Here is a 22045-nt window from a genome sequence, read left to right on the forward strand (position 1 = left end):
ATGCAACGCAGAACCCTTCTTTCAGCCTTTCCTGCCCTGGCCGCCACAGGCGCGGCTCTGTCGGCCCTTTCTACTCCCTCGGCGCGCGCCCAAGCCGCCTGGCCTGACCAGCCCTTGCGCTGGGTGGTGCCGTACCCCGCAGGTGGCGGCACCGACGTGCTGGCCCGCACCGTGGCCGAGGCCATGCGCCAGACGCTGGGCCAGCAGATCGTCGTGGACAACCGCCCCGGCGCCTCCACCAACATCGGCGCGCAGATTGTGGCCACGGCCAAGCCCGACGGCAACACCTTCATGTCGGCCGACAACGCCGTGCTGGCCTACAACGAGCATCTCTTCACCAAGCTGCCCTTCAACCCCGAAAAGGACTTCACCTACGTGGGCGGTATCAGCCGCTTTCCGCTGGCGCTGGTGGTGAATCCGGCGTTTGAAGCCAAGACGGTGAAGGAATTCCTGGCCTACGCGCGCGCCAACCCCGGCAAGCTCAACTACGCATCGCCCGGCAACGGCTCGCCACACCACCTGGCGATGGAGATGTTCAAGCACCGCACCAAGACCTTCCTCACGCACATCCCCTACCGCGGCGCCGCGCCTGCGCTGCAGGATGTGATGGGCGGGCAGGTGCCCTGCATGTTCCTGGATCTGGCGGCGGGCCTGCCCGTCATCACCTCGGGCAAGGTGCGGGCGCTGGCCATCGGCTCGGCCCAACGGGTGGCGGCTTTGCCGGATGTGCCCACGCTGGCCGAAGCCGGTGTCCCCAATACAGAAGTGTTTGCCTTCCAGGGCCTGTTGGGCCCTGCGGGCCTGCCTGCCGCCATCACCGCCCGCCTCAATGCCGACCTGAACAAAGCCTTGTCCAACCCCGCCGTGGTCAAACGCATGCAGGACTTTGGCATGGAAGCCCTGCCCGGCACGCCCGAGCAGTTCCGCGCCATGGCGCGGGCCGAGTCCAAGCGGTGGGGCGAAATCATCAAGGCTGCAGGCGTGCGCCTGGACTGACCTCTTGCGCAGCCTGGGCTGCCTGCTCCCCTGCACTGCGGGCACTGCTGCGCAGCAAACCATTCGCAAACATTCGCAAATGGCAGCATGTAACAGATGCTTACCGGCATTTGCATACTGTTAGCTAAAATTTTGTTCTCGGCGAGGAGCCTGTTCAGCCCCTAAAAAAGGGTTGAACAGGCTCTTTGCATTTTTCACCGCATAAAGCGGGCCGTTGCAGGGTGTTTGACCGGTGTTTGAGCGCAACAGGCCCCAATTCACGACGAGAGAGGGAAAGCCATGGTTTCAAAGCCCGTTGCCATTCGGGAAGGTGTTGTTGCGCCCGCCGCCGCAGCCCAAGGCGCCCAGGTATCTGAGGGGCTGGTGTGGGCACCCCGGGCCACCACGGCGAGCCGTGCCAGCCTGCGGGCCATCGCCGCCTTCACCACCCTGGTGGCGCTGACCGCCTGCGGGGGCGGCAACGACGATGGCAGCACGGTCTCGACGCCCGAGCCCCCAACGGCCGTCCCCACCACCCCGGCGCCGACCCCTGTGGCCGAGCCGAATCCTGTGCCGACCCCGGCACCTGTGCCGGTGCCAACACCGGTCCCGGCTCCCACACCGACTCCGGCACCCGCGCCAACGCCTACTCCGGCCCCTGCACCGGCTCCGGCGCCAACGCCCAGTCCGACTCCAGTTCCGGCCCCAGCGCCCACTCCAGCCCCAACTCCCACGCCTGCTCCGGCCCCGGTGCCTGCACCTGCACCTGCACCTGCACCGGCTCCCACGCCAGCGCCTGCACCTACTCCGGCCCCCGCACCAGCCCCAGCGCCTGCGCCCACTCCGGCCCCCGCACCTTCGCCAACGCCCGCACCGGCTCCCGCGCCTGCACCTACGTCCTCCGCCCGCATTGCCAGCGTCGAGTTGGCGCAGACCATGGTCTACCCGGTCACGGATGCCGAGCTGGTGCTGGTCAAGAACAAAAACGTTCTGCTGCTGGCCAAGGTCACTACCACCAACGCCGCAGAGGCCAAGCCCACGGGCAGTCTGCGTGTGGAAAACAGCAGCGGCCAGTTGCTGCAGACCATTGCAATGACGGCACCCACAGGCGCCATCCCCACCACGTCGCCCGCCTCGCCCAGCTTGGCCACGGCGTACTCCGCCACCATTCCGGCCGCGCTGATCAACAGTGGCATCGTGCTGAAGGTCAGCCTGGCCAATGGCCAGACACCCACCACCGTCACGCCGCGCGTGGGGGCAGAAAACGCCATCACGCTCATGGCGGTGCCGGTCAAGATCGAGTCCACCACCGTGGACATGCCCACGGGCATGGCCGCCTACTTCCAGCCCAAGGTACCGGTGGGCAAGGTGACGGAGCAAATCCACGCCACGTTCACCTCCACCGCGGTGCCCACCTTCCCGGCCAACGAGTCCGAGTGGTCCACCGCCATGGGCAAGGTCCTGGGTGAGATGGCGGCCCTGCGCACCAGCGAAAGCGGCAGCAGCCGCACGTACTACTACGGCTTTCTGCCCAAAATCACCTACGGCCAAGTGGGGCTGGGCTATGTGCCCGGCAACGCGGCGGTGGGTGTGGGCAAGTTTGCCAACAACAACATGGGCGTGGCGCTGGACACCATGGTCCATGAACTGGGCCACAACCTGAGCCTGAGCCACGCCCCCTGCGGCGTGACCAACGGCGACCCGCAGTACCCCTACGCGGGTGGCACTCTGGGCGGCAGCGGTCGTTACATCTGGGGCTACAACCTCAGCACGGCCACCTTCATTGACGCCACCGACACCAGCAAGCACGACGCCATGAGCTACTGCGGCGGCAGCAGCTTCTCGGACTACAGCTACCGCAAGATGCAAAAGCACCTGACCCCTGCGGACGCCCTGTACGTTACCGAGACCAAGGCGGCCGAGTTGCCGCAGGAGCTGCTGCTCATCAGCGGCCAGCTCGATGCCTCTGGCGTCAAGGTCAACCCGCTCAAGGCCTTCCAGGGCCTGCTGCAGGCGCCTGCGCCCGGCCCTTACACCCTGCGCATCACCACCACTACGGGCACGGTGCAATACCCATTTGCCACCGATACGCTGGACCACCGCTCAGACCTAGCCTTGTTCAGCTTCTCGGTGCCTAATCCGGGGCAGGTGTTGTCGGTGGCCATCCTGCGCGGCGACCAGGTGCTGTACAGCAGCCAGGCCGTGGCCAAGAACGGCATCTACACCAAAGCCAGTGCGCCGCAGATGTCTGCCGTGGAGCAGGGCGGGGTGTTGACGGTGCAGTGGGATGCGCAGACCTACCCGTACCTCATGGTCACCCATGTGGGTGACAAGCGCTCCACCCTCATCGTGGACGCCAAGGGCGGCAAGTTGCAGCTGCCCATTCAGGGCGTGCCAGCGGGTGGCCGTTATGAGTTGAGCTTCTCGGACGGCCTGAACGCCGTGCGCATCGAGCAAAAGCGCTGACGCCGCTAGGCTGCAGCGGCATTCCACCGAAGGGGGCTTGTACGCCCCCTTTTTTGTGGCCGAAATTGCCCGCCTCGGCGGACGCCCAGCGCATAGGCAGCACGCCGGGCAGGGTTGTCGCCAAGGTGGCGTGCCGCCGCTGCGCCGCAGCGTTAACCTTCGTGGCTGCAAACAAGCAGGCGCCGCAGGTTTGTCTCTGCAGGCCCGCCTCTCCACACCAAGGAACCCACGCATGCTGAACTTCGACTTCCACAACCCCACCCGCATCGCCTTTGGCCAGGGCCGCATTGCCGACTTGGACAAACTGGTGCCCGCTGCTGCCAAAGTGCTGATCCTGGTGGGTGGCGCCAGTGCTGAGAAGACCGGCACCCTGGCCGAGGTGCGCACAGCGCTGGGCAGCCGCCAGCACGCCACCTTCACGGGCATTGAGCCCAACCCTAGCTACGAAACCTCGATGAACGCCGTGGCGCAGATCCGCGAGGGCGGCTTTGATTTCTTGCTGGCCGTGGGCGGGGGCTCGGTCATTGACGCCACCAAGTTCATTGCAGCGGCGGTGCTGTTCGAGGGCGGCGACCCTTGGGCGATTCTGGAAAAATTTGGCCGCAACGTGCGGCGCGCGCTGCCGTTTGGCGCTGTGCTCACCTTGCCCGCCACGGGCTCGGAGATGAACAACGGCAGCGTCATCACCCACCGCGCCAAGGGCGCCAAGCTGCCCTTCAACAGCGAGCACACTTACCCCGTCTTCTCGGTGCTGGACCCCACCAAGACCTACACCCTGCCGCCCCAGCAACTGGCCAACGGCGTGGTCGACGCCTTTGTGCACACGGTAGAGCAGTACCTGACCTACCCCGTGAACGCCCCCGTGCAAGACCGCTTTGCCGAAGGCATCCTGCACACGCTGATCGAGGTGGGCCCGCGCTTGCTCACGGCCCCCGAACCCGTGTACGACGACCGTGCCAACCTGATGTGGGCCGCCACCATGGCGCTCAACGGCCTGATTGGCGCGGGCGTGCCGCAAGACTGGGCCACGCACATGATTGGCCATGAGCTGACAGCCCTGCACGGCATCGACCACGCCCGCACGTTGGCCATCGTGCTGCCCGCGCTGCTTAACGAACGCCGGGGCCCCAAGCGCGCCAAGCTGCTGCAGTACGCCGAACGCGTGTGGGGCCTCACCACCGGCAGCGAAGACGAACGCATCACTGCCGCCATCGAGCGCACCCGTGATTTCTTCGAAAGCATGGGCATCCGCACCCGCCTGTCCGGCTACGGCCTCGGTGCGGAAGTGATCGACACCGTCATCACCCAGCTGGAAGCCCACGGCATGGTCAAGCTGGGCGAGCAGCGCGAGATCACGCCTGCGGTGAGCCGCCGCATCCTCGAAGCAGCGCTGTAAGCCAACGCCGCGATTTGACACGCCGCAGTACCCAGCAGCCTTGGTTGCGGGTACTGTGGCGTTTTGGTTTTTAGACTCCCCCTGAACAAAGAAAGCGGTACCCATGGCACATATCCTCATGGTTCTGACGTCCCACGACCAACTGGGCAACACCGGCAAAAAGACCGGCTTCTGGCTGGAAGAGTTTGCCGCTCCGTACTACGTGTTCCAAGATGCAGGCGTGCAGATCACGCTCGCATCGCCCCACGGCGGTCAGCCACCGCTGGATCCCAAAAGCGATGACGAAAGCGCCCAGACCGATGCGACGCGCCGCTTCAAGGCCGATGCCGACGCGCAAAAGCAGCTGGCCAGCACGGTGCCTCTTTCCAGCGTGAAGGCCGAAGAATTTGACGCTGTGTTTTACCCCGGCGGCCATGGTCCGCTGTGGGACCTGGCCGAAGACGCTCAGTCCATCGCCCTCATTGAAAAGACCTTTGCTGCGGGTAAGCCGCTGGCGCTGGTGTGCCATGCCCCGGGCGTGCTGCGACACACCAAGGCACCCGATGGGACTCCGCTGGTGAGGGGCAAAAAGGTGACCGGCTTTACCAACACCGAAGAAGACGCGGTGCAGTTGACCGACGTCGTGCCCTTCCTGGTGGAAGAGATGCTCAAGGCCAACGGTGGCGTGTATTCCAAAGGCGCTGACTGGGCGCCCTATGTGCTGACCGATGGCACGCTGATCACGGGGCAGAACCCCGCCTCGTCCGAGCCGGGCGCCCATGCGGTGCTCCAGTTGCTGAGGTAACTCCGCCGCGCAGGCCCTCCGCCCGCCAGCGGGATGGGCGCTAGACTTTGATGAAAAATGGGCACCAGCGCCCGTCCATCAAGCGCTGGCAGCTATTCAATCAATAGCATCCTGAAGGCCGGCGGCCTCTTTAAGCTGCGGCGCTTGCGCTGGCCTCCACCTCCACCAGGCAGTCATAAAACGTGGGCGCGCGGCCCAGGTCGGTCAGGGCCTGGCTGGTCAGCTCGTTCACGTTGGTGCCGTTCAGCCCCAGCTTGCGCCACCAGATGCCCAGGCCGTTCACCACACCTGGGCGGGCACGAGCTGACACCTCGGCGTGGCATTGGTAGCTGCCCCGGTCGTTGAACACGCGCACGGTGCTGCCGTCGGCAATGCCGCGTGCGGCGGCGTCGTTGGGGTGCATCTCCAGCAGCGGGCGGCCTTCGATGGTGCGCAGGCTCTTGACGTTGACGAAGGTGGAGTTGAGGAAGTTACGTGCGGGCGGCGAGATCATCGCCAGCGGGTAGCGGGCGCTGGTGCCCTGCAGCTCGTGGTTGGGCAGGTGGTCGGGCAGGCCGTCCAGCCCCTGCGCAGCCAGCCGGGCGCTGAAGAATTCGCACCGGCCCGAGGGTGTGGGGAAGTGCCCTTCGGCAAATGGCGCATCGGGCATGCTCAGCGTGGCAAAGCCCTGCGATTCCAGCAGCGCGTAGTCCACCGCCTTGCCAAAGGCTTGGCGGCACAGGGCCTCGTCGCTGTCGGCAAAGCAGGGGTCGGTCAGGCCCATGCGGGCGGCCAGGTCGCGGAAGATCTGGGCATTGCTGCGTGCCTCGCCCACGGGGGCGATGGCGGGGCGGTTGAGCATCACATCGGTGTGCCCATAGGCCAGGTGCACATCCCAGTGCTCGAGCTGCGTGGTGGCGGGCAGGATGTAGTCGGCGTAGTCGGCCGTGTCGGTGTGAAAGTGCTCCAGCACCACGGTGAACAGGTCTTCGCGGGCAAAGCCTTGCACCACCTTGCCTGAATCAGGCGCCACGGCCACGGGGTTGCTGTTGTAGACCACCACCGCTTCGACCTGGGGGCCGAAGGCGGGCGAGGCCTCGCGCAGCAGGTCGTCGCCAATCGTGGACATGTTGATGGTGCGCGGCGTGCGCCCGGCCAGCAGGTCGGGGCGGTGCAGTGCAGCGCGCTGCACTGGAAACTGCCCGGAGCTGGACAGCAGCAGCCCCCCCGCGCGGTGCCGCCACGCGCCGGTGAGCGCGGGCAGGCAGGCCACGGCGCGCACTGCGTTGCCGCCGCCGCGTACGCGCTGCATGCCGTAGTTCAGGCGGATGGCGGCAGGCGTTGTGGTGCCGTAGTCCTTTGCGAGCTGGCGGATTTGCTCGACCGGGATACCGCAGACTTCGGCCGCACGCTCGGGCGACCATTGCAGGGCGCGCTCACGCAGCTGGTCCCAGCCCAGCGTGTGCTGGGCGATGTAGTCGTGGTCCAGCCAGTCATTGGCAATCAGCTCGTGCATCAGCGCCAGCGCCAGGGCGGCGTCGGTGCCGGGCAGCAGGGCGATGTGCTCGTGGCACTTGTCGGCGGTTTCGCTCTTGCGGGGGTCGATGCACACCAGCTTGGCGCCGTTGCGCTTGGCCTGCTGGGCGTAGCGCCAGAAGTGCAGGTTGCTGCCAATCGAATTGCTGCCCCAGATAAGGATGAGCTTGGATTCGGTAAAGAACTCCACCTTCATGCCCACCTTGCCGCCCAAGGTCTGCACCAGCCCCTCGCCCCCGGCGGACGCGCAGATGGTGCGGTCCAGCAGCGAGGCGCCCAGGTGGTGAAAGAAGCGGCGGTCCATGCTCTCGCCCTGTACCAGGCCCATGGTGCCTGCGTAGCTGTAGGGCAGGATGGCCTCGGGCGCGCGCGCGGCAATGGTGGACAGGCGCTGCGCAATGTCAGCCAGCGCCTCATCCCAGGTCACGGGGGTGAATTGGCCGCTCCCCTTGGGGCCGCTGCGCTTGAGCGGCGTGAGGATGCGCTCGGTGTGATAAGTGCGCTCGGTGTACTTGCTCACCTTGGCGCACAGCACGCCATCGGTGTGCGGGTGGTCGGGGTTGCCTTGCACGCGGGTGGCAACGCCGTTGTCCACCGTGGTGATCAGGCCACAGGTGTCGGGGCAGTCGTGCGGGCAGGCGCCACGAATGTTCAATACCGGCGATGGTGTGGGGTTTACGCTAATAGATACAGACATTTTTTCGTGGTCATCTGAGAATTCGAATGTAATGAATTGTGTGCACTCGCTACGGCTGCGTGGCAGCTTAGGGCACCATCTCCAGGGCAACGGTTATACGTTCCCCTCCCTCTAAAACCAACAATGAGCCTGCTATGAATCCATCCGTTTTAAGTCGCAGACAATTTTCCGTGGGTGTCGGCGCTGCTGCCCTGGGCGGTTTTGGGCTGGCCCGTGCGCAGAGCGAGGGGCGCATCGTGTTGGGGCAATCTGCCGCATTCTCCGGCCCCGTGGCCCAATTGGGCATCCAGTTCAACCAGGGCGCCAAGCTGTTTTTTGACCAGCTTAACGCCGCTGGTGGCATCGGCAAGCGCACGGTGGAAATCCGCACCCTGGACGATGGGTATGAGCCCGACCGCTGCGCCGAAAACACCCGCAAGCTGATCGCCGACGAGGTGTTTGCGCTGTTTGGCTATGTGGGCACGCCAACCAGCATGGCGGCGCTGCCCCTGTTCACCCAGGCCAAGGTGCCGTTTTTTGCGCCATTCACGGGGGCCGAATCGCTGCGCCAGCCGTTCAACCGCCTCGTGTTCCATGTGCGCGCCTCGTACTACGACGAAACCGCGCTCATCGTGCGCCAGCTGGTTAACCTGGGGCTCAAGAAGATTGCCGTCTTCCACCAAAACGATGCCTATGGCAAAGCTGGGCTGGACGGCGTGAACAAGGCACTGGGCGAGCAAAAGCTGGCCCTGGTGGCCGCTGCCACGGTGGAGCGCAATTCGGTCGATGTCGCCGCTGCCGTGGAGAAACTGGTGGCTGCCAAGCCCGACGCCGTGGTTCAGATCGCAGCCTACGGTGCCAGCGCTGCCTTTGTGCGTGCAGCGCGCAAGGCCGGTTTTGGCGGCACGTTCTACAACGTGTCGTTTGTGGGCACACAGGCTCTGGCCGACGAGCTGGGCAAAGACGGTGCCGGGGTCGTGGTGTCGCAGGTCGTGCCCTCGCCATACCAGCCCTCGCGCCAGATCACGCGCGAGTTTCTGGAGGCCATCAAAAAAGGCGGCGACAAGGTGCAGGCCAACTATTCCAGCATGGAGGGCTTTGTGGCGGCGCGCATCTTCACCGAGGGACTGCGCCAGGCCCAGGGCAGCGGCAAGATCACCCGCGACAGCCTGATTTCCGGCCTGGAGGGCATCGGCACCCAGGTCATCTCGGGCTACCCGGTGTCGTTTGGCCCCAACGATCACTCTGCGTCGCATTTTGTGGAGATGTCCATGCTTACCGGGGATGGTCGGGTGCGAACCTGAACCTGCGGACGCAGCCCGCGAAGAACACAGCCCGGCGCGCAAGCTCCGGGCTTTTTTGTGGGCGTTCGGCGGGTGTGGTCGATTCAGTCCAAAGACGTGGTCTGGGCCAGCCCCTGCAAAAACGCCTCGCAGCGTGCCAACTGCTCCAGGCTCACAAATTCGTCGGGCTGGTGGGCCTGCTGGATGCTGCCGGGCCCGCACACCACGGTGGGGATGCCCGCGTTTTTGAACAGCCCGGCTTCGGTGCCAAACGCCACCAGCGTGGTGCTGCGCTCACCACTGAGCTGCTGGGCCAAGCGGGTGACGGGGTCGTCCTTGCTGCCCAGAAAGCTGGGGATTTCGCAGATCGTCTCAAAGCCAAAGCCCGCATCTGGGGCCACCTTCTTCATCGCGGGCTCCAGCGACTTGGCGTAGGCCAGCACCTCGGCCTGCATCTGCGCCGCGTTGGCGGTGGGCAGGTCGCGAAATTCGTAGCGGAACTCGGCGTCGCGCGGCACCACGTTGTCGGCAATGCCGCCGTGGAACTGGCCCACGCTGGCGGTGGAAAAGGGCACGTCAAAGCCCTCGAAGCGGGGCTCGTGCTGCTCAAAACCCTCGGCCATGTCGCGCACGCGGCCCACCACGCGGGCGGCCATTTCAATGGCGTTGACGGAGCTTGGGGTCAGCGACGAGTGCGCTTCCTTGCCGCGCACGCAGCACTTGTAGCGGTACACCCCCTTGTGGGCAATGGCGGGCACCATGAGCGTGGGCTCACCCACAATGCAGGCCAGGGGCTTGATGTCTGCGTCGCGCAAGTCGGCAATCAGCTCCTTCACGCCAAAGCAACCCACCTCCTCGTCGTAGCTGAACGCAAAGTGCACCGCGAACGGGGCCTGGCTGTTCAAGAAGGCTTCTGCATGCGCCAGCGCCAGGGCAATGAAGGCTTTCATGTCGGCGCTGCCGCGGCCGTAGAGCTTGCCGTCCTGTACCAGCGCACTCAAGGGGTCCATGCTCCAGTTCTGGCCCGTCCAGGGCACGGTGTCGGTGTGGCCTGACAGGATGATGCCGCTGGGCTTGCCCTCGCCCAGTGTGGCAAACAGGTTGGCCTTGGTCTTGTCGGCGTTGTACGTGAGGCGGCTGGCCACGCCCAGCTTGGCGAGGGTGTCGCGCACAAAGTGGATCAGCTCCAGGTTGGAGTTCTGGCTGACGGTGTTCATGCGCACCAGGGTTTGCGCAAGTTCAAGGGCTTGGGGGGAGAGCATGGGTTCTCGCTTTGAGCAGGTTGTGACGGCGGGCGGGGATGACCGAAATACCCGTCTCGCAACAGGTGGTCTGCCACAGGGGTGATGGCATGGGTGTTGCTGGCGGGCTAGACTGTGCCATCGTAAGGATACATACCATCATGACCGTTATCGACTCCATCGTGACCCAGGCTGCTGGTATTGCAGCGGTGCGCCGGGACATTCACGCCCACCCTGAGCTGTGCTTTGAAGAAGTGCGCACCGCCGATGTGGTGGCGGGCAAGCTCACCGAGTGGGGCATTCCGGTGCACCGGGGTTTGGGCAAGACGGGGGTGGTGGGTATCGTGCAAGGCCGTGATGGCGGGGCCTGCGGCCATGCCATTGGCCTGCGGGCCGACATGGACGCGCTGCCCATGCAGGAGTTCAACACCTTCGCCCATGCCAGCCGGCACGCGGGCAAGATGCACGCCTGCGGCCATGACGGCCACACCGCCATGCTGCTGGCCGCCGCCCAGCACCTGGCCCAGCACCGCGATTTTGACGGCACCGTGTACCTCATCTTCCAGCCCGCAGAAGAGGGCGGTGGCGGTGCCCGCGTGATGATTGAAGACGGCCTGTTCGAGAAGTTTCCCATGCAGGCCGTGTACGGCATGCACAACTGGCCCGGCATGCCTGCAGGCACCATGGCCGCCAGCGCCGGGCCGGTGATGGCGTCCACCAGCGAGTTCAAGATCACCGTGCGCGGCAAGGGCGGCCACGCCGCTATGCCCCACATGGGGGTGGACCCGGTGCCGATTGCCTGCCAGATGGTGCAGGCCTTCCAGACCATCATCAGCCGCAACAAGAAGCCGGTGGATGCGGGGGTGATCTCGGTCACCATGATCCACACGGGCGAGGCCACCAACGTGGTGCCCGACAGCTGCGAGCTGCAAGGCACGGTGCGCACCTTCTCGTTCGAGGTGCTCGACCTCATTGAAAAGCGCATGCGCCAGGTGGCCGAACACACCTGCGCTGCACACGACGCGGTGTGCGACTTTGAGTTTGTGCGCAACTACCCGCCCACCATCAACACCCCGGCCGAGGCGCAGTTTGCCCGCCAGGTCATGGCCAGCATCGTGGGCGAAGCCAACGCGCTGGACCAGGAGCCCAGCATGGGCGCGGAAGACTTTGCCTACATGCTGCAGGCCAAGCCCGGGGCCTACCTCTTCATTGCCAACGGCGATGGCAGCCACCGCGAGATGGGCCACGGCGGTGGCCCCTGCACGCTGCACAACCCCAGCTACGACTTCAATGACGACCTGATCCCCCTGGGGGCCACCTTCTGGGTGCGCCTGGCGCAGGAGTGGCTGGCCGCAGCCAAGGCGGGCTGATCTGCGGGGGGTGGCGCGGCGCCCGGTGGCCGATCGTCTGCGCCACGCCCCCACTTCCCTTTTCGCCTCTGTCATCGTCTTGGCCCACAGGGCGCGTAGCCTTCGTTTTTCACTCCGGAAAGAAACCCCTCCATGATCGGTATCTCCCAAGCGTTCTCGCCTACCTACGCGGTGGCCCGCAAGCAGTTTCTGGAAGCCGCCGCAGCGGCCGGACTGACTGTGGAGTCGCACACCCACCCCCTGGCGGGGCGCGAGGGCGAGGTGCTGGCCATGGACGTAGCGCTGGACGGCCCCGCAGATGCCAAGCAACTGCTCATCGTGAGCAGCGCCTGCCACGGCGTGGAGGGCTACTGCGGCAGCGGTGTGCAGGTGTTTGCCCTGCACGATGCCGAGTGGCGCGCCAAGGCTCGTGATGCGGGTGTGGCCGTGCTCTACATCCACGCGCTCAACCCCTACGGCTTCTCGCACATCCGCCGTGCCACGCACGAGAACGTGGACCTGAACCGCAACTTCCACACCTTCCAGGCGAGCCTGCCCGAGAACACCGCCTACCGCGAAGTCGCGCCTTTGCTGCTGCCCAATGTGTGGCCGCCCAATGCTGCCAACGTGCAGGCCGTACAGGCCTTTTTGGCAGAGCGTGGCGAGGCCGCCTGGCAGGCCGCCATCACCCGGGGGCAGCATGAGTTTGCGCAGGGCTTGTTCTATGGCGGCACCGCGCCCACCTGGAGCAACCAGACCCTGCGCCAAGTGCTGCGCGAGCACGGCACCCGTGCGCAGCGCCTGGCCTGGATCGACCTGCACACAGGCCTGGGCCCCAGCGGCCTGGGCGAGCGCATCTACGCAGGCAAAGACGATGCCGCCGCAGTGCAGCGCGCGCGCCAGTGGTGGGATGGCGGTGGCGCCACGCCCGTCACCTCCATCTACGACGGCTCGTCCACCTCGGCCTTCCTCACGGGGCTGATGTGGACCGCCATCTACGACGAATGCCCGCAGGCCGAGTACACCGGCATTGCCATGGAGTACGGCACCGTGCCGGTCACCGAAGTCATCCAGGCCCTGCGGGCCGAGCACTGGCTCAACATCCACCCCGAAGCCCCCGCCGAGCTGGCCACACAGATCAAGGCCCAGATGCTGGCGGCCTTCTACACCGACACCGATGCATGGAAGGGCCAGATCATCAGCCAGGCGCGGCAGTCGCTGTTCCAGGCGGTGGATGGATTGGCAAGGGTTTAAGAGAAATAGGCTGCTGGCGCTTGATATATAAGCGCTAGCAGCTATCAAATTAATAGCATTCGATGGCTGGTGATGGCTGCTGATCGCTGTGGTAACCCGATGAAAGCGCGGGGCGGTGGCCGCATGCGGGCTGCGCAGTGTCGTCTTGGCGTCGCTCGCCCTCTGGGGGTGTACGCGCTGGCTGCTGGCAGGCCGTAAGATCGTTGCGGCCTGTTTTTTGCGTCTTTTTCGCGCCCCTTTTCATACCGATACGGAGACACCCGCATGTCTGACCTGAACGCCACTTTTGAAGCTGCCGTAGCCAACTCCAAGAACCTGGCCGAGCGCCCTGACAACCCTACGCTGCTCAAAATTTACGCCCTGTACAAGCAGGCTACCGCCGGTGACAACGCCGACAAGAAGCCTAGCTTCTCCGACGTGGTGGGCCGCGCCAAGTGGGAAGCGTGGGAAAAGCTCAAGGGCACCGAAGCCGATGCGGCCAAGCAGCTGTACATCGACCTGATCACCGAGCTGAGCTGAGCACTGCCTCAGCTTCTTCTTCGCGATGAGCGGCCTGTGGGCCGCTTTGTTTTGACGGGTCTTGTGTGCCTGTTCGCACGCATGCAAAAACAAGCGCGTTCACGCTGAGCTTGTCGAAGCGCCGCGCAAGGCTTCGACAGGCTCAGCCCGAACGGCTTGGGTGGCGTCGAGGTGGGTTCCCATCACTCCCCGCTTGCGCTGGCGGTGCCCCATCCAGTGCCCACCATGCGGGCAGCAGGGCCCGCACCGGGGCGCGGCGGTAGCGGTCGTCGATCAGAAACACCACGCCCTCGTCCTGCTCGGTGCGAATCACCCTTCCTGCCGCCTGCACCACCTTGCGCAGGCCAGGGAGGAGGTAGGTGTAGTCATACCCCTTGCCCGCGCCAAAGTGCCGGTCCATCGCGCGGCGCATTTCTTCATTCACCGGGTTGACCTGCGGCAGCCCCAGCGTGGCGATGAAGGCGCCAATCAGCCGGTGGCCGGGCAGGTCCACCCCTTCTGAAAACGCACCGCCCAGCACGGCAAAGCCAATGCCCTGGCCGCCCTCCTGAAAGCGGTCCAAAAAACCCTGGCGGGCCGCGTCGTCCATGCCCGCGGTTTGCTGCCACTGGGGCACCTCGGGGTGGGCCTGCTGCAGCTGGGCCGCAATGCGCTGCAGGTAGTCAAAGCTGCTGGCAAAGCACAGGTAGTTGCCCGGCAGGCGCGCAAACTGCTCGGCCATCAGCGCTGTCATGGGCGCCAGCGACTGCGCGCGGTCGGCAAAGCGGGTCGACAGGTGCCCCACCGTGTGCACCGCCAGCTGCCCGCTGTGAAAGGGCGACTCCACATCCACCCAGCCCGTCTCGGGCGGCAGGCCCAGCAGGTCGCGATAAAACGCAGGCGGCGTGAGCGTGCCGGAGAACAGCACGCTGCTGTGCGCCGCCGCGTGGCGCGCCGCCAGGTGCGGGGCGGGCACCACGTTGCGAATGCACAGCGTGCTGAATGTGCCGCGCCGCCCATGGCGGTGGGCGTCCAGCGTCACGTCCAGCAGCGCGTGGCTGCCGAACTGCTCGGCCATGGCGGCAAAGTGCAGGGCGTCCAGGTACAGCGCCAGCACCGGGTCGCCGGGCAGCAGGGGCGCATCGGTCTGCGCCTCGGCCACCGCGCCAATGGCGCGCTGCAGTGCTTGCACAAAGGCCTCGGGCAGCGCTGTGTGTGCACAGTACGTGTCCATTTGGTCGCGGTGGATGGCGTTCCACTGCCGTTGCAGTGCGTCCAGCGCCTTGCGCACGCCACCCGTGGCGGCCGCGCGGGCATCGGCCAGCGTGCCCTGGTGCAGCTCGGCGGTGTACATGCGGCGGGCGCGGTCGGGCAGGTTGTGGGCCTCGTCCACCAGCACGCCCACCTTCCAGCCATGCGCCACCGTCAGCGCATACAGCATCGCGGCGCTGTCGTAGAAGTAGTGGTAGTCGGCCACGGCCACATCGCACCAGTGCGCCATCTCCTGCGCCAGGTAGTAGGGGCAGATGCCGTGTGCCAGCGCCGTGGTGCGCACGGCGGGGCCGTCCCACAGGCGGGTGTGCTGCGCCAGGGCCTGGCGTGCGGCGGGCAGCCGGTCGTAAAAGCCCTGGGCCAGCGGGCAGGATTCGCCGTGGCAGGCCTTGTCGGGGTGCTCGCAGACCTTGTCGCGGGCCAGCACGTCCAGCACGCGCAGGGGTGGGATAGGGGTGATGGTCTGTGCGGGGGGGCTCAACTGCTCGTGCACACGGGCCAAGGCATCGAGGGCCAGCGCGTGGCCAGTGCCCTTCGCGGTCAGAAAAAACAGTTTGTCCAGCCCCTTGCGTGCGCTGGCCTGCAGCAGCGGGAACAGCGTGCCCAGCGTTTTGCCAATGCCCGTAGGGGCCTGGGCCAGCAGGCAACGGCCGCCGTCTTCGTTGCCATCTTGGCCAGGCCCCACGTTGCGGTACACGGCCACGGCCAGCTCGCGCTGCCCGGCGCGAAAGCTGCCATGCGGAAAGGCCAGCGCGGCAAGGGCTGCATCGCGGGCCTGGCGGTGCTGCTGCTCGCTGTGCGCCCAGGCCAGGTAGCGCGTGCACAGCGCTTCAAAGTGCGCTTGCAGATCGGCGGCGGTGTGGGTTTCGACCAGCTCGGTCTCTTGCCCCGTGCCGGTTTGCACATAGACCAGTGCCACATGCAGCCGCTCCATCCCCCGCGCCTGGCACATGAGGTGGCCGTACACGCGGGCCTGGGCCCAGTGCAGTGCACGTTGGTGGGGGCGCACGCCATCCAGCTGGCCCCGGTAGGTCTTGATCTCTTCGAGCTGCTGGCGCGGGGCGTCAAACCCGTCGGCCCGCCCGCGCACCGTGAGCTGCTGGAACAGGCCACTCAGCGCCACCTCGGCCTCATAGCCATCGCCCCGGCGGCCCTGCACCAGGCGGTGGCTTTCCATGCCCTCCAGCGCGCTGGGCGCGGGCGTAAAGCGCAGGTCCAGGTCGCCCGTGCGGGCGGTGAAGGCGCACAGAGCGCGCACCGAGACCGCGAGCGGGGCGGGCGTGGTGTTCGCGGCGTTCATGCGGCCATCGCGTCGTTGGGGTGCTCCATGCTCGGCGCATCCAGCCAGCGCACATGGCACACGCTGGCGGGCAGGCCGTGGGCGTGGCAATACTGCAGCCAGCGGATCTGGTTGTCTTGCAGCTTGTCGCCCGGGCCTTTGACTTCGACCAGTTCGTAGCGCTGCTCGGCGGGGCGTGTAGGCCAAAACCGCACCAGGTCCGGCAGGCCACTGCGGTGGGCCACGGGGGCTTGCAGCAGGCGGTCAAAAAACAGGCGCAGGTGCGCTGCGGGCATGCAGTGCAGGGCCAGTTCGAGCAGCGGCGCGCTCAGCGCTCCCCAAAACACATAGGGCGACTGCCGCCCTTGCTTGCTGGCAAAGCGCTCGATGATGAGGGCGCGGTAGCGGCCATCGTCCAGCGCCTGCAGGCATTCGGCAAAGAGGGCGGCGCGGCGCTCCACAAAGTCGGGCGCATTCAGGTCGGCGGGCGCGCCCTGGAAGGGGTGGAAGAACGCCCCCGGCAGCGGCGCGAACACAGCAGGCCAGCACAGCAGCCCGAACAGGCTGTTGATGAGCGCGTTCTCGGTGTAGAACACGGGGGCCTCGTCGGTGTGCCAGTGGTGGCGCAGTGCCCACTCCACCGAGGTGGCTGGGCCGGGGTGGGGCAGTGCCAGCTCCAGCGGTGCTGGCAGGGCCGCCGCTGCGCGTTGGGGCTTGTTCGGTGGCTGCGCGGCGCAGGCGGATGGCCCGGCAGCGCGTTGCAGGCGCGGCAGCATGCGTGCCAGGCGCTGGCTTTCTTCGTCGCTCTCCGGTGCGGCCTGGGCCAGCAGGGCCAGGGCCAACGCGTCGGCGTGGCGACCCAGGTGTTCGTGCACGCGGATGCGCCGGTGTCGCGCGCCGGGGTGCGTGCAGTGGGCGTAGGCCTGCTCGGCCAGCGCCCAGTCGGCGGCCTTCTCGCAGGCCTGGCCGATGCGCATCAGCAGCTTGGCGCGGCGGCGCTGCAACCAGGGGTTGGCGCTGGTGGCTTGCAGTGCGGCGGCCAGCAGGGGCGCGCGCTCGGCCCCCTCGTCCAGCGCCTGGCGCAGGGCGTGCAGGGCCAGATAGTGGTCCACATCGGCGCGGCATTGAAACGCCCGCGACTGCGCATCAAACGGCACCACTTCGTACTGGAGCAGGCCCAGGTCGGCCAGCACGAATTCCGACCAGTCCTGGAACAGGTTGCCAAAGAACATGAGCCGCAGCCGCGTGCACAGCGCGATGACGTGCTCTGCCAAGCGCCACACCGCCTCGGTGCTGGCGGGGTGCCATTGGCGGTAGGGCTGGGCGGCGGTGTGGTGCGGCAGCAGGGCTTGCAGCAGCGCGGCCTTGGTCAGCGACTTGGGCTGCGCCGGGTGTGGGCCGGGGGCGGCAAACAGCGCCGCCACCTCGCGGTGGGTGTGCAGGGCAAACAGCTCGGCCAGCGCCATGGGGGCTGCGGCATCGAGCCAGCCCAGGGCCAGCAGGGGCGCGGCGGCGGCGTCGATGTCGCCAATTTCCTCGTACACCAGCTTGCCCGCGCGAAACCATGGCCCGCGCCGCATTACCAGCCGCACCAGCAGCGCTTGCGTGGGCTCGGGCAGTTGTGCAAAGCGGGCGATGAAGTCCTGCTCGGGCGGGGCCAGCAGGTCGGCATATCGCGCGCGCACCCAGTCCAGCGCCTGCACAAAGTTGTGCAGGTAGTACAGGCGGTGTGGGGGCAGGGCGGTGGGGCCCAAGGGCGGTCTCCGTGGGGTGTGGGTGGCGGTGTCAGGCCGCTGGCTGCCAGCCCTTGGGCAGGCCAGCCAGCGGGGTCATGCCGTACAGGGGCTCGTTGGGCAGGCCGGCCTGCAGCGCTTGCCGTGCGGCCAGCAGGCGCTCGTAGTCCACCCCCGTGGCAATGCCCATGGCCTCGAACATGAAAACCAGGTCTTCGGTGACGACGTTGCCCGAGGCGCCGGGCGCGTAAGGGCAGCCGCCCAGCCCGCCTTGTGAGGCGTCGAACGTGCGCACGCCCACGTCGTAGGCGGCCAGGCAGTTGGCCAGACCCAGGCCGCGCGTGTTGTGCATGTGGGCCGCGCCCGCCTTGGGGCCCAGCTCGGCACGCAGGCGCGTGAACAGGCGGCGCACCTGGGCCGGGTTGGCCATGCCGGTGGTGTCCGACAGGCCCACCTCGTCCACGCCCGCCTCGGCGCATTGCACGGCCAGGCGGATCACGTCGTCCTCGGGCACCTCGCCCTGCAGCGTGCAGCCAAAGGCGGTCGACAGGCCCACTTCAATGAGTGCCTGCGGTGCGGTGGCGGCGCGCAGCTGCACCACGGCCTGCAGCTCTTGCACCATGGCGGCGGGTGTCTTGCGCACATTGGCCAGCGAATGCGCCGCGCTGGCCGACACGGGCAGCGTCACCTTGTGCGCCCCGGCCTGCAGCGCGGCCTCGGCCCCGCGCAGGTTGGGGGCTAGCGCCATCACGGTGATGTGCGGGTGCCGGGCTACGGCGTGGCGCACCACCTCGGCCACATCGGCCATTTGCGGCAGCAGCTTGGCGGGCACGAAAGAGCCGACCTCGATCTCCCGCAGGCCAGCGGCCACCAGCGCATCCACCCAGCGCAGCTTGTGCGCGGTGGGCATGGTGGTGGCGATGGACTGCAGCCCGTCGCGCGGGCCGACTTCGCTGATGAGGACACTGGGGGGCGTGGCCATGCTGCGCACCTCAGGCCAGCGAGGTGGTGCTGGGCGTGCCCAGCAGCGCGTCCAGCTGGCCGCCAATCTCGGCTTCGATGCGGTCTTTGAAGGCGGTAAACAGGAAGCCGAGCTTGGCCGTCATGTCGAACTGCTGGGCGTCCACCACCAGGGTGCCGCTCACGCCTGCGCGGGTGAAGGTCAGGGTGTCCTGCGTGTCGCCTTCTTCGTAGCTGCATTCCATGTCAAATTTTTCCTCGGCCTTGCGGGCCCAGGCACGCGCCACCTCGCGGGCTTGGGGCAGGCCCAGTTGGTGGTCGCGTTGGATGTGAAGGTCAGACACCAGGTTTCTCCTTGGGTTGGGTCAGAGGCTGAGAGTTTTTTGCCAGTGCCCGCAGCGCGGCGTGGCGCTCGGGTTGGGGCAATTGGGTGAGTTGTCGCACGGCATCATAAAACCGGGGCCAGTCGCGGCCCTCGCGTTCAAACAGGGCTTCAAACGCGGGCACCAGTTCGTCATAGGCCGCCTGGGCCGCAAAGCTGGCGTTGTTGGCCTTGGCCACCCAGCGGTCGTAGCCCGCCAGTTGGGTGTTGGGCTGTTGGGCGGCGCTGGTGTTCGGCGTGGGCGCGGCCGCCAGCCACTGCGATCGCAGTTGTGCGTAGCCCGCACGAAAGCGCTGCATTGCTTCGTTTTTGATAGCTGCTAGCGCTTGTGTATCTTGCCCTGGGGCCTTATTTTGTTCATAAATGGCTTGCAGCTCGGCGCGGGTGGTGCGGGTCAGGGCGCGCCACTGGGCGCGGCGCTGCTCGCTGGTGGCCAGGGCGGCGCGGGCCTCAGGGGTGCTGTGCTCGGCCATCCAGCGGGCGCTGCCCAGGCGCTCTACCGCCGTGGCAAACGATTCGTTGAAGACCGTATCGCCCTGGGCGTACACCAGCTGGTGCGCCAACTCGTGGAACAGCAGGCGCACAAAGTCGCCCTCGGGCCAGCCCACAAAGGTGCTCAGCAGCGGGTCGCCCCCGGCCCAGTTCATGTAGCCCAGCGTGGAGTAGGCGGGCACGCCGTACACGTCCACCTCCAGCCCCTGGGCGGCCAGCCGGTCGGCCTCGGCCTGTGCATCGGCCTGGGCAAAGTAGCCCCGGTAGCCAATGCAGCCCGTCACCGGAAAGCACCAGGTGTGCAGCCTGAGCGCATCGGGCGGCGCGGCCACCACGTTCCACACCGCGGCGGGGCGCTTGAGGTCGGCATAGCGGCGGTAGCTGGCGTTGTCGGGCAGGTGCAGCTCGGCCACCGCAAAGGCGCGGGCGCGCTGGGCCAGTTGCAGGCGCGTGCGCAGGGCGGGCGGGGTGTCGGGCTCGGCAATCCAGTCGTCCAGCGGTTTGGCGGCGCCCATCAACTGCGCGTGGCCGTGCGCCGACTGCCAGTAGTAGCCCAGGGCATCGCGCGTTTGGGCGCAGCCCAGCAGCAGGGCGGGCAGCGCCAGCGCGCCAATCAGGGCGATACAGCGGGGGCGGGAAAAACGAAAACGCGTGCGCATGGGGCAAGGGTACGACATGGCGCGGCCGTTGGCATGGGCGGGGTCGCGGTGGCCAGGCATCCCCTGTCAGCAGCATGGCGCGGCGCGTTCCTAGAATGGTGGCATGACCGACCTCACCACCACCGAGATCCCCGCCGGTGCACCGGCGCTGCCCGCAGGCCTGGTGGCCGATGCGGCCCACGACGCCGACGGCACCGCCCGAGCGCGCTGTGCTTGGTGCAAGGCCAGCCCCTTGTACCGCCACTACCACGACCACGAGTGGGGCTTTCCGGTTATGGATGACCGGCGTTTGTTTGAAAAAATCTGCCTGGAGGGCTTTCAATCGGGCCTGAGCTGGCTGACCATCCTGAACAAGCGCGAGGGCTTTCGCGCGGCCTTTGCCCAGTTCAACGCCGAGCAGGTGGCCGCCTTCGATCAGGCCGATGTGGAGCGCCTGGTGCAGGACGCCGCCATCGTGCGCCACCGGGGCAAGATCGAGTCCACCATCAACAACGCCCGCCGCGTGCTGGAGCTGCGCCAAGAGTTTGGCTCGCTGGCCCGCTACGTGTGGCAGTACGAACCCGGCGCAGCCGACCGGCCTGCCGTGCTGACGCTCGAAGCCGCGCGCACCCTCACGTCCACCGCAGCGTCGGTGGCTTTGTCCAAAGACCTCAAAAAACGCGGCTGGAGCTTTGTGGGTCCCACCACGGTGTACGCCTTCATGCAGGCCATGGGCCTGGTCAACGACCACCTGAAGGGCTGCCACTCGCGGTCTGCGGCGCTGAAGGCGCGGGCGGCGCTGGTGCTGCCGGGCTGAGCGCTGCTCAACCCGCCTCGCTGGGCGGCTGCGCGCTGTCCATCGCCGTGACGGCCTCGTGCAGCAACGCGCGCAGCCACACCAGGCCAGGGTCGGCCGTGCGGTGCTGGTGCCATTGCACCACTTGCTGCATGTGCGGAATGGGCACCGGCAAGTCGCGGATGGCAATGGGCAAAAAGCGGGTGGCCAGCAGCGCCAGGCGACGGTGCATGGTGGCGATGCGGTGTGTGCCCACCACCAGGCTGGCTTGCGATAGGAAACTGAAAGTGCTGGTCTCTGCCTGGCGCTTGATGGCCGACTGCTGCATGAACCAGTCCGTCAGGGCAATGCCGTCGCCGGGCTGCACCACCACATGGCCTGCGCTCATGTAGCGGTCTTCGGTCAAGGTGCCAGAGGCCAGGTGGCTTTCGCTCCACAGGACGCTGCAGAACGTCTCCTCAAACAGCAATTCCGAGGGGTGGCTGGTAGAGCAGAAGTCTTTCGGAATGATCAACAGATCCGCCTCGCCGCGCTCCAGTGCGCGTTGAGGCTGGGTGGCCTGCGGGCGCAGGTCAAACCGCACGCCAGGCGCCTGCTTGTAGGCCAGCCGTTGCAGGTGGGGGCCCAAGGTCATCAAGGTGTAGTCCGAGATCAGCAGGCGAAACAGCCGGGTGGACTGCGCCGGGATGAACTGCGGCTGCGCCGTGACGCTGGCTTCCACCCGCACCAGGATGTCGCGCACCGGGTCTTTGAGCGACTGCGCACGCGGGGTGGGCTCCATCTTGCGGCCCACTTGTACCAGCAACTCGTCCTCAAAATATTCGCGCAGCCTGGCGAGTGCGTTGCTCATGGCGGACTGGCTCAGGTGGGTCTTCTCGGCCGCGCGGCTGATGCTTTGCTCGGTCAGCAGCGCATCCAAGGCGACCAGCAGGTTCAGATCAAGCTTGTTGAAACGCATGGGCGTTGTTGTCTCCGGTGGGGCTCTTTTTGGCCTGACACGGTACAGCGAATGAGGCCCCTGGCGCCAGCGCAGGTATCAGGGTTTGTACTTGATCT

17 protein-coding genes are annotated in these 22045 nt (G+C 66.7%); 9 read left to right on the forward strand and 8 right to left on the reverse strand.

Annotated elements, in window-relative coordinates; translation table 11 throughout:
- The 4 genes from CLU88_RS17400 (at position 1) to CLU88_RS17415 (ending at position 5621) form a co-directional block, all read left to right on the forward strand.
- On the forward strand, positions 1 to 996 hold the full coding sequence (locus tag CLU88_RS17400; RefSeq protein ID WP_099657667.1) for a tripartite tricarboxylate transporter substrate binding protein: 996 nt from the start codon (positions 1 to 3) through the stop codon (positions 994 to 996).
- 279 nt (positions 997 to 1275) lie between these two features.
- Complete coding sequence (locus CLU88_RS17405) at positions 1276 to 3441, forward strand: M66 family metalloprotease (protein ID WP_143226042.1); 2166 nt, start codon at positions 1276 to 1278, stop codon at positions 3439 to 3441.
- Positions 3442 to 3673: 232 nt separating this feature from the next.
- Entirely contained in the window at positions 3674 to 4837 is a 1164-nt protein-coding gene (locus CLU88_RS17410; RefSeq protein WP_099657669.1) for an iron-containing alcohol dehydrogenase, read from the forward strand.
- A 103-nt stretch (positions 4838 to 4940) separates the two neighbouring features.
- Positions 4941 to 5621 carry a type 1 glutamine amidotransferase domain-containing protein gene (locus CLU88_RS17415; RefSeq protein ID WP_099657670.1) on the forward strand — a complete coding sequence of 227 codons (681 nt, stop codon included), beginning with the start codon at positions 4941 to 4943 and terminating at the stop codon, positions 5619 to 5621.
- A gap of 130 nt (positions 5622 to 5751) precedes the next feature.
- On the opposite strand, the gene CLU88_RS17420 is transcribed toward CLU88_RS17415, so the two are convergent.
- Entirely contained in the window at positions 5752 to 7833 is a 2082-nt protein-coding gene (locus CLU88_RS17420) for a molybdopterin-dependent oxidoreductase (protein WP_099657671.1), read from the reverse strand.
- A gap of 134 nt (positions 7834 to 7967) precedes the next feature.
- Between CLU88_RS17420 and CLU88_RS17425 the strand changes: the two genes are divergently transcribed.
- A complete protein-coding gene (locus CLU88_RS17425; RefSeq protein ID WP_099657672.1) occupies positions 7968 to 9116 on the forward strand; it encodes an ABC transporter substrate-binding protein in 1149 nt (382 codons plus the stop codon).
- Positions 9117 to 9199: 83 nt separating this feature from the next.
- Here the strand turns inward: CLU88_RS17425 and argE are convergent, their stop codons facing one another.
- Positions 9200 to 10357 (reverse strand): acetylornithine deacetylase, encoded by a 1158-nt coding sequence (gene argE, locus CLU88_RS17430; RefSeq protein WP_099657673.1) that lies wholly within the window; start codon positions 10355 to 10357, stop codon positions 9200 to 9202.
- Positions 10358 to 10497: 140 nt separating this feature from the next.
- On the opposite strand from argE, the gene CLU88_RS17435 reads away from it, so the two are divergent.
- The 3 genes from CLU88_RS17435 to CLU88_RS17445 all read left to right on the forward strand — a co-directional run bounded on the left by CLU88_RS17435 (position 10498) and on the right by CLU88_RS17445 (position 13458).
- Positions 10498 to 11706 carry a M20 aminoacylase family protein gene (locus CLU88_RS17435; RefSeq protein WP_099657674.1) on the forward strand — a complete coding sequence of 403 codons (1209 nt, stop codon included), beginning with the start codon at positions 10498 to 10500 and terminating at the stop codon, positions 11704 to 11706.
- A 132-nt stretch (positions 11707 to 11838) separates the two neighbouring features.
- Positions 11839 to 12939 carry a M14 family metallopeptidase gene (locus CLU88_RS17440; protein WP_099657675.1) on the forward strand — a complete coding sequence of 367 codons (1101 nt, stop codon included), beginning with the start codon at positions 11839 to 11841 and terminating at the stop codon, positions 12937 to 12939.
- Between the two features lie 264 nt (positions 12940 to 13203).
- Positions 13204 to 13458: an acyl-CoA-binding protein gene (locus CLU88_RS17445; protein ID WP_099657676.1), complete on the forward strand. Its 255-nt coding sequence runs from the start codon at positions 13204 to 13206 to the stop codon at positions 13456 to 13458.
- A gap of 142 nt (positions 13459 to 13600) precedes the next feature.
- On the opposite strand, the gene CLU88_RS17450 is transcribed toward CLU88_RS17445, so the two are convergent.
- The 5 genes from CLU88_RS17450 to CLU88_RS17470 are packed head-to-tail and all read right to left on the reverse strand — an operon-like array spanning position 13601 to position 20214.
- Positions 13601 to 16009, reverse strand: coding sequence for an ATP-dependent DNA helicase (locus tag CLU88_RS17450; RefSeq protein ID WP_099657677.1), 2409 nt, complete (start codon positions 16007 to 16009; stop codon positions 13601 to 13603).
- Complete coding sequence (locus CLU88_RS17455) at positions 16006 to 17742, reverse strand: VRR-NUC domain-containing protein (protein WP_233205516.1); 1737 nt, start codon at positions 17740 to 17742, stop codon at positions 16006 to 16008. Before CLU88_RS17455 ends, CLU88_RS17450 begins: the two co-directional genes overlap by 4 nt.
- A 31-nt stretch (positions 17743 to 17773) precedes the next feature.
- Positions 17774 to 18703 (reverse strand): hydroxymethylglutaryl-CoA lyase, encoded by a 930-nt coding sequence (locus CLU88_RS17460; RefSeq protein ID WP_099658970.1) that lies wholly within the window; start codon positions 18701 to 18703, stop codon positions 17774 to 17776.
- Positions 18704 to 18713: 10 nt separating this feature from the next.
- On the reverse strand, positions 18714 to 19025 hold the full coding sequence (locus CLU88_RS17465) for a polyhydroxyalkanoic acid system family protein (protein WP_099657678.1): 312 nt from the start codon (positions 19023 to 19025) through the stop codon (positions 18714 to 18716).
- Entirely contained in the window at positions 19018 to 20214 is a 1197-nt protein-coding gene (locus CLU88_RS17470; RefSeq protein ID WP_099658971.1) for an aminopeptidase, read from the reverse strand. Before CLU88_RS17470 ends, CLU88_RS17465 begins: the two co-directional genes overlap by 8 nt.
- Before the next feature lie 103 nt (positions 20215 to 20317).
- Here CLU88_RS17470 and CLU88_RS17475 point away from each other — a divergent pair, with 103 nt between their 5' ends.
- Positions 20318 to 21010, forward strand: a complete 693-nt coding sequence (locus CLU88_RS17475; protein WP_099657679.1) for a DNA-3-methyladenine glycosylase I — start codon at positions 20318 to 20320, stop codon at positions 21008 to 21010.
- Between the two features lie 7 nt (positions 21011 to 21017).
- Here the strand turns inward: CLU88_RS17475 and CLU88_RS17480 are convergent, their stop codons facing one another.
- Positions 21018 to 21947: a LysR family transcriptional regulator gene (locus CLU88_RS17480; RefSeq protein WP_099657680.1), complete on the reverse strand. Its 930-nt coding sequence runs from the start codon at positions 21945 to 21947 to the stop codon at positions 21018 to 21020.
- Positions 21948 to 22045: the final 98 nt, after the last annotated feature.

The organism is Acidovorax sp. 56, assembly GCF_002749705.1.
In the GTDB taxonomy this organism is placed as follows: domain Bacteria; phylum Pseudomonadota; class Gammaproteobacteria; order Burkholderiales; family Burkholderiaceae_C; genus Acidovorax.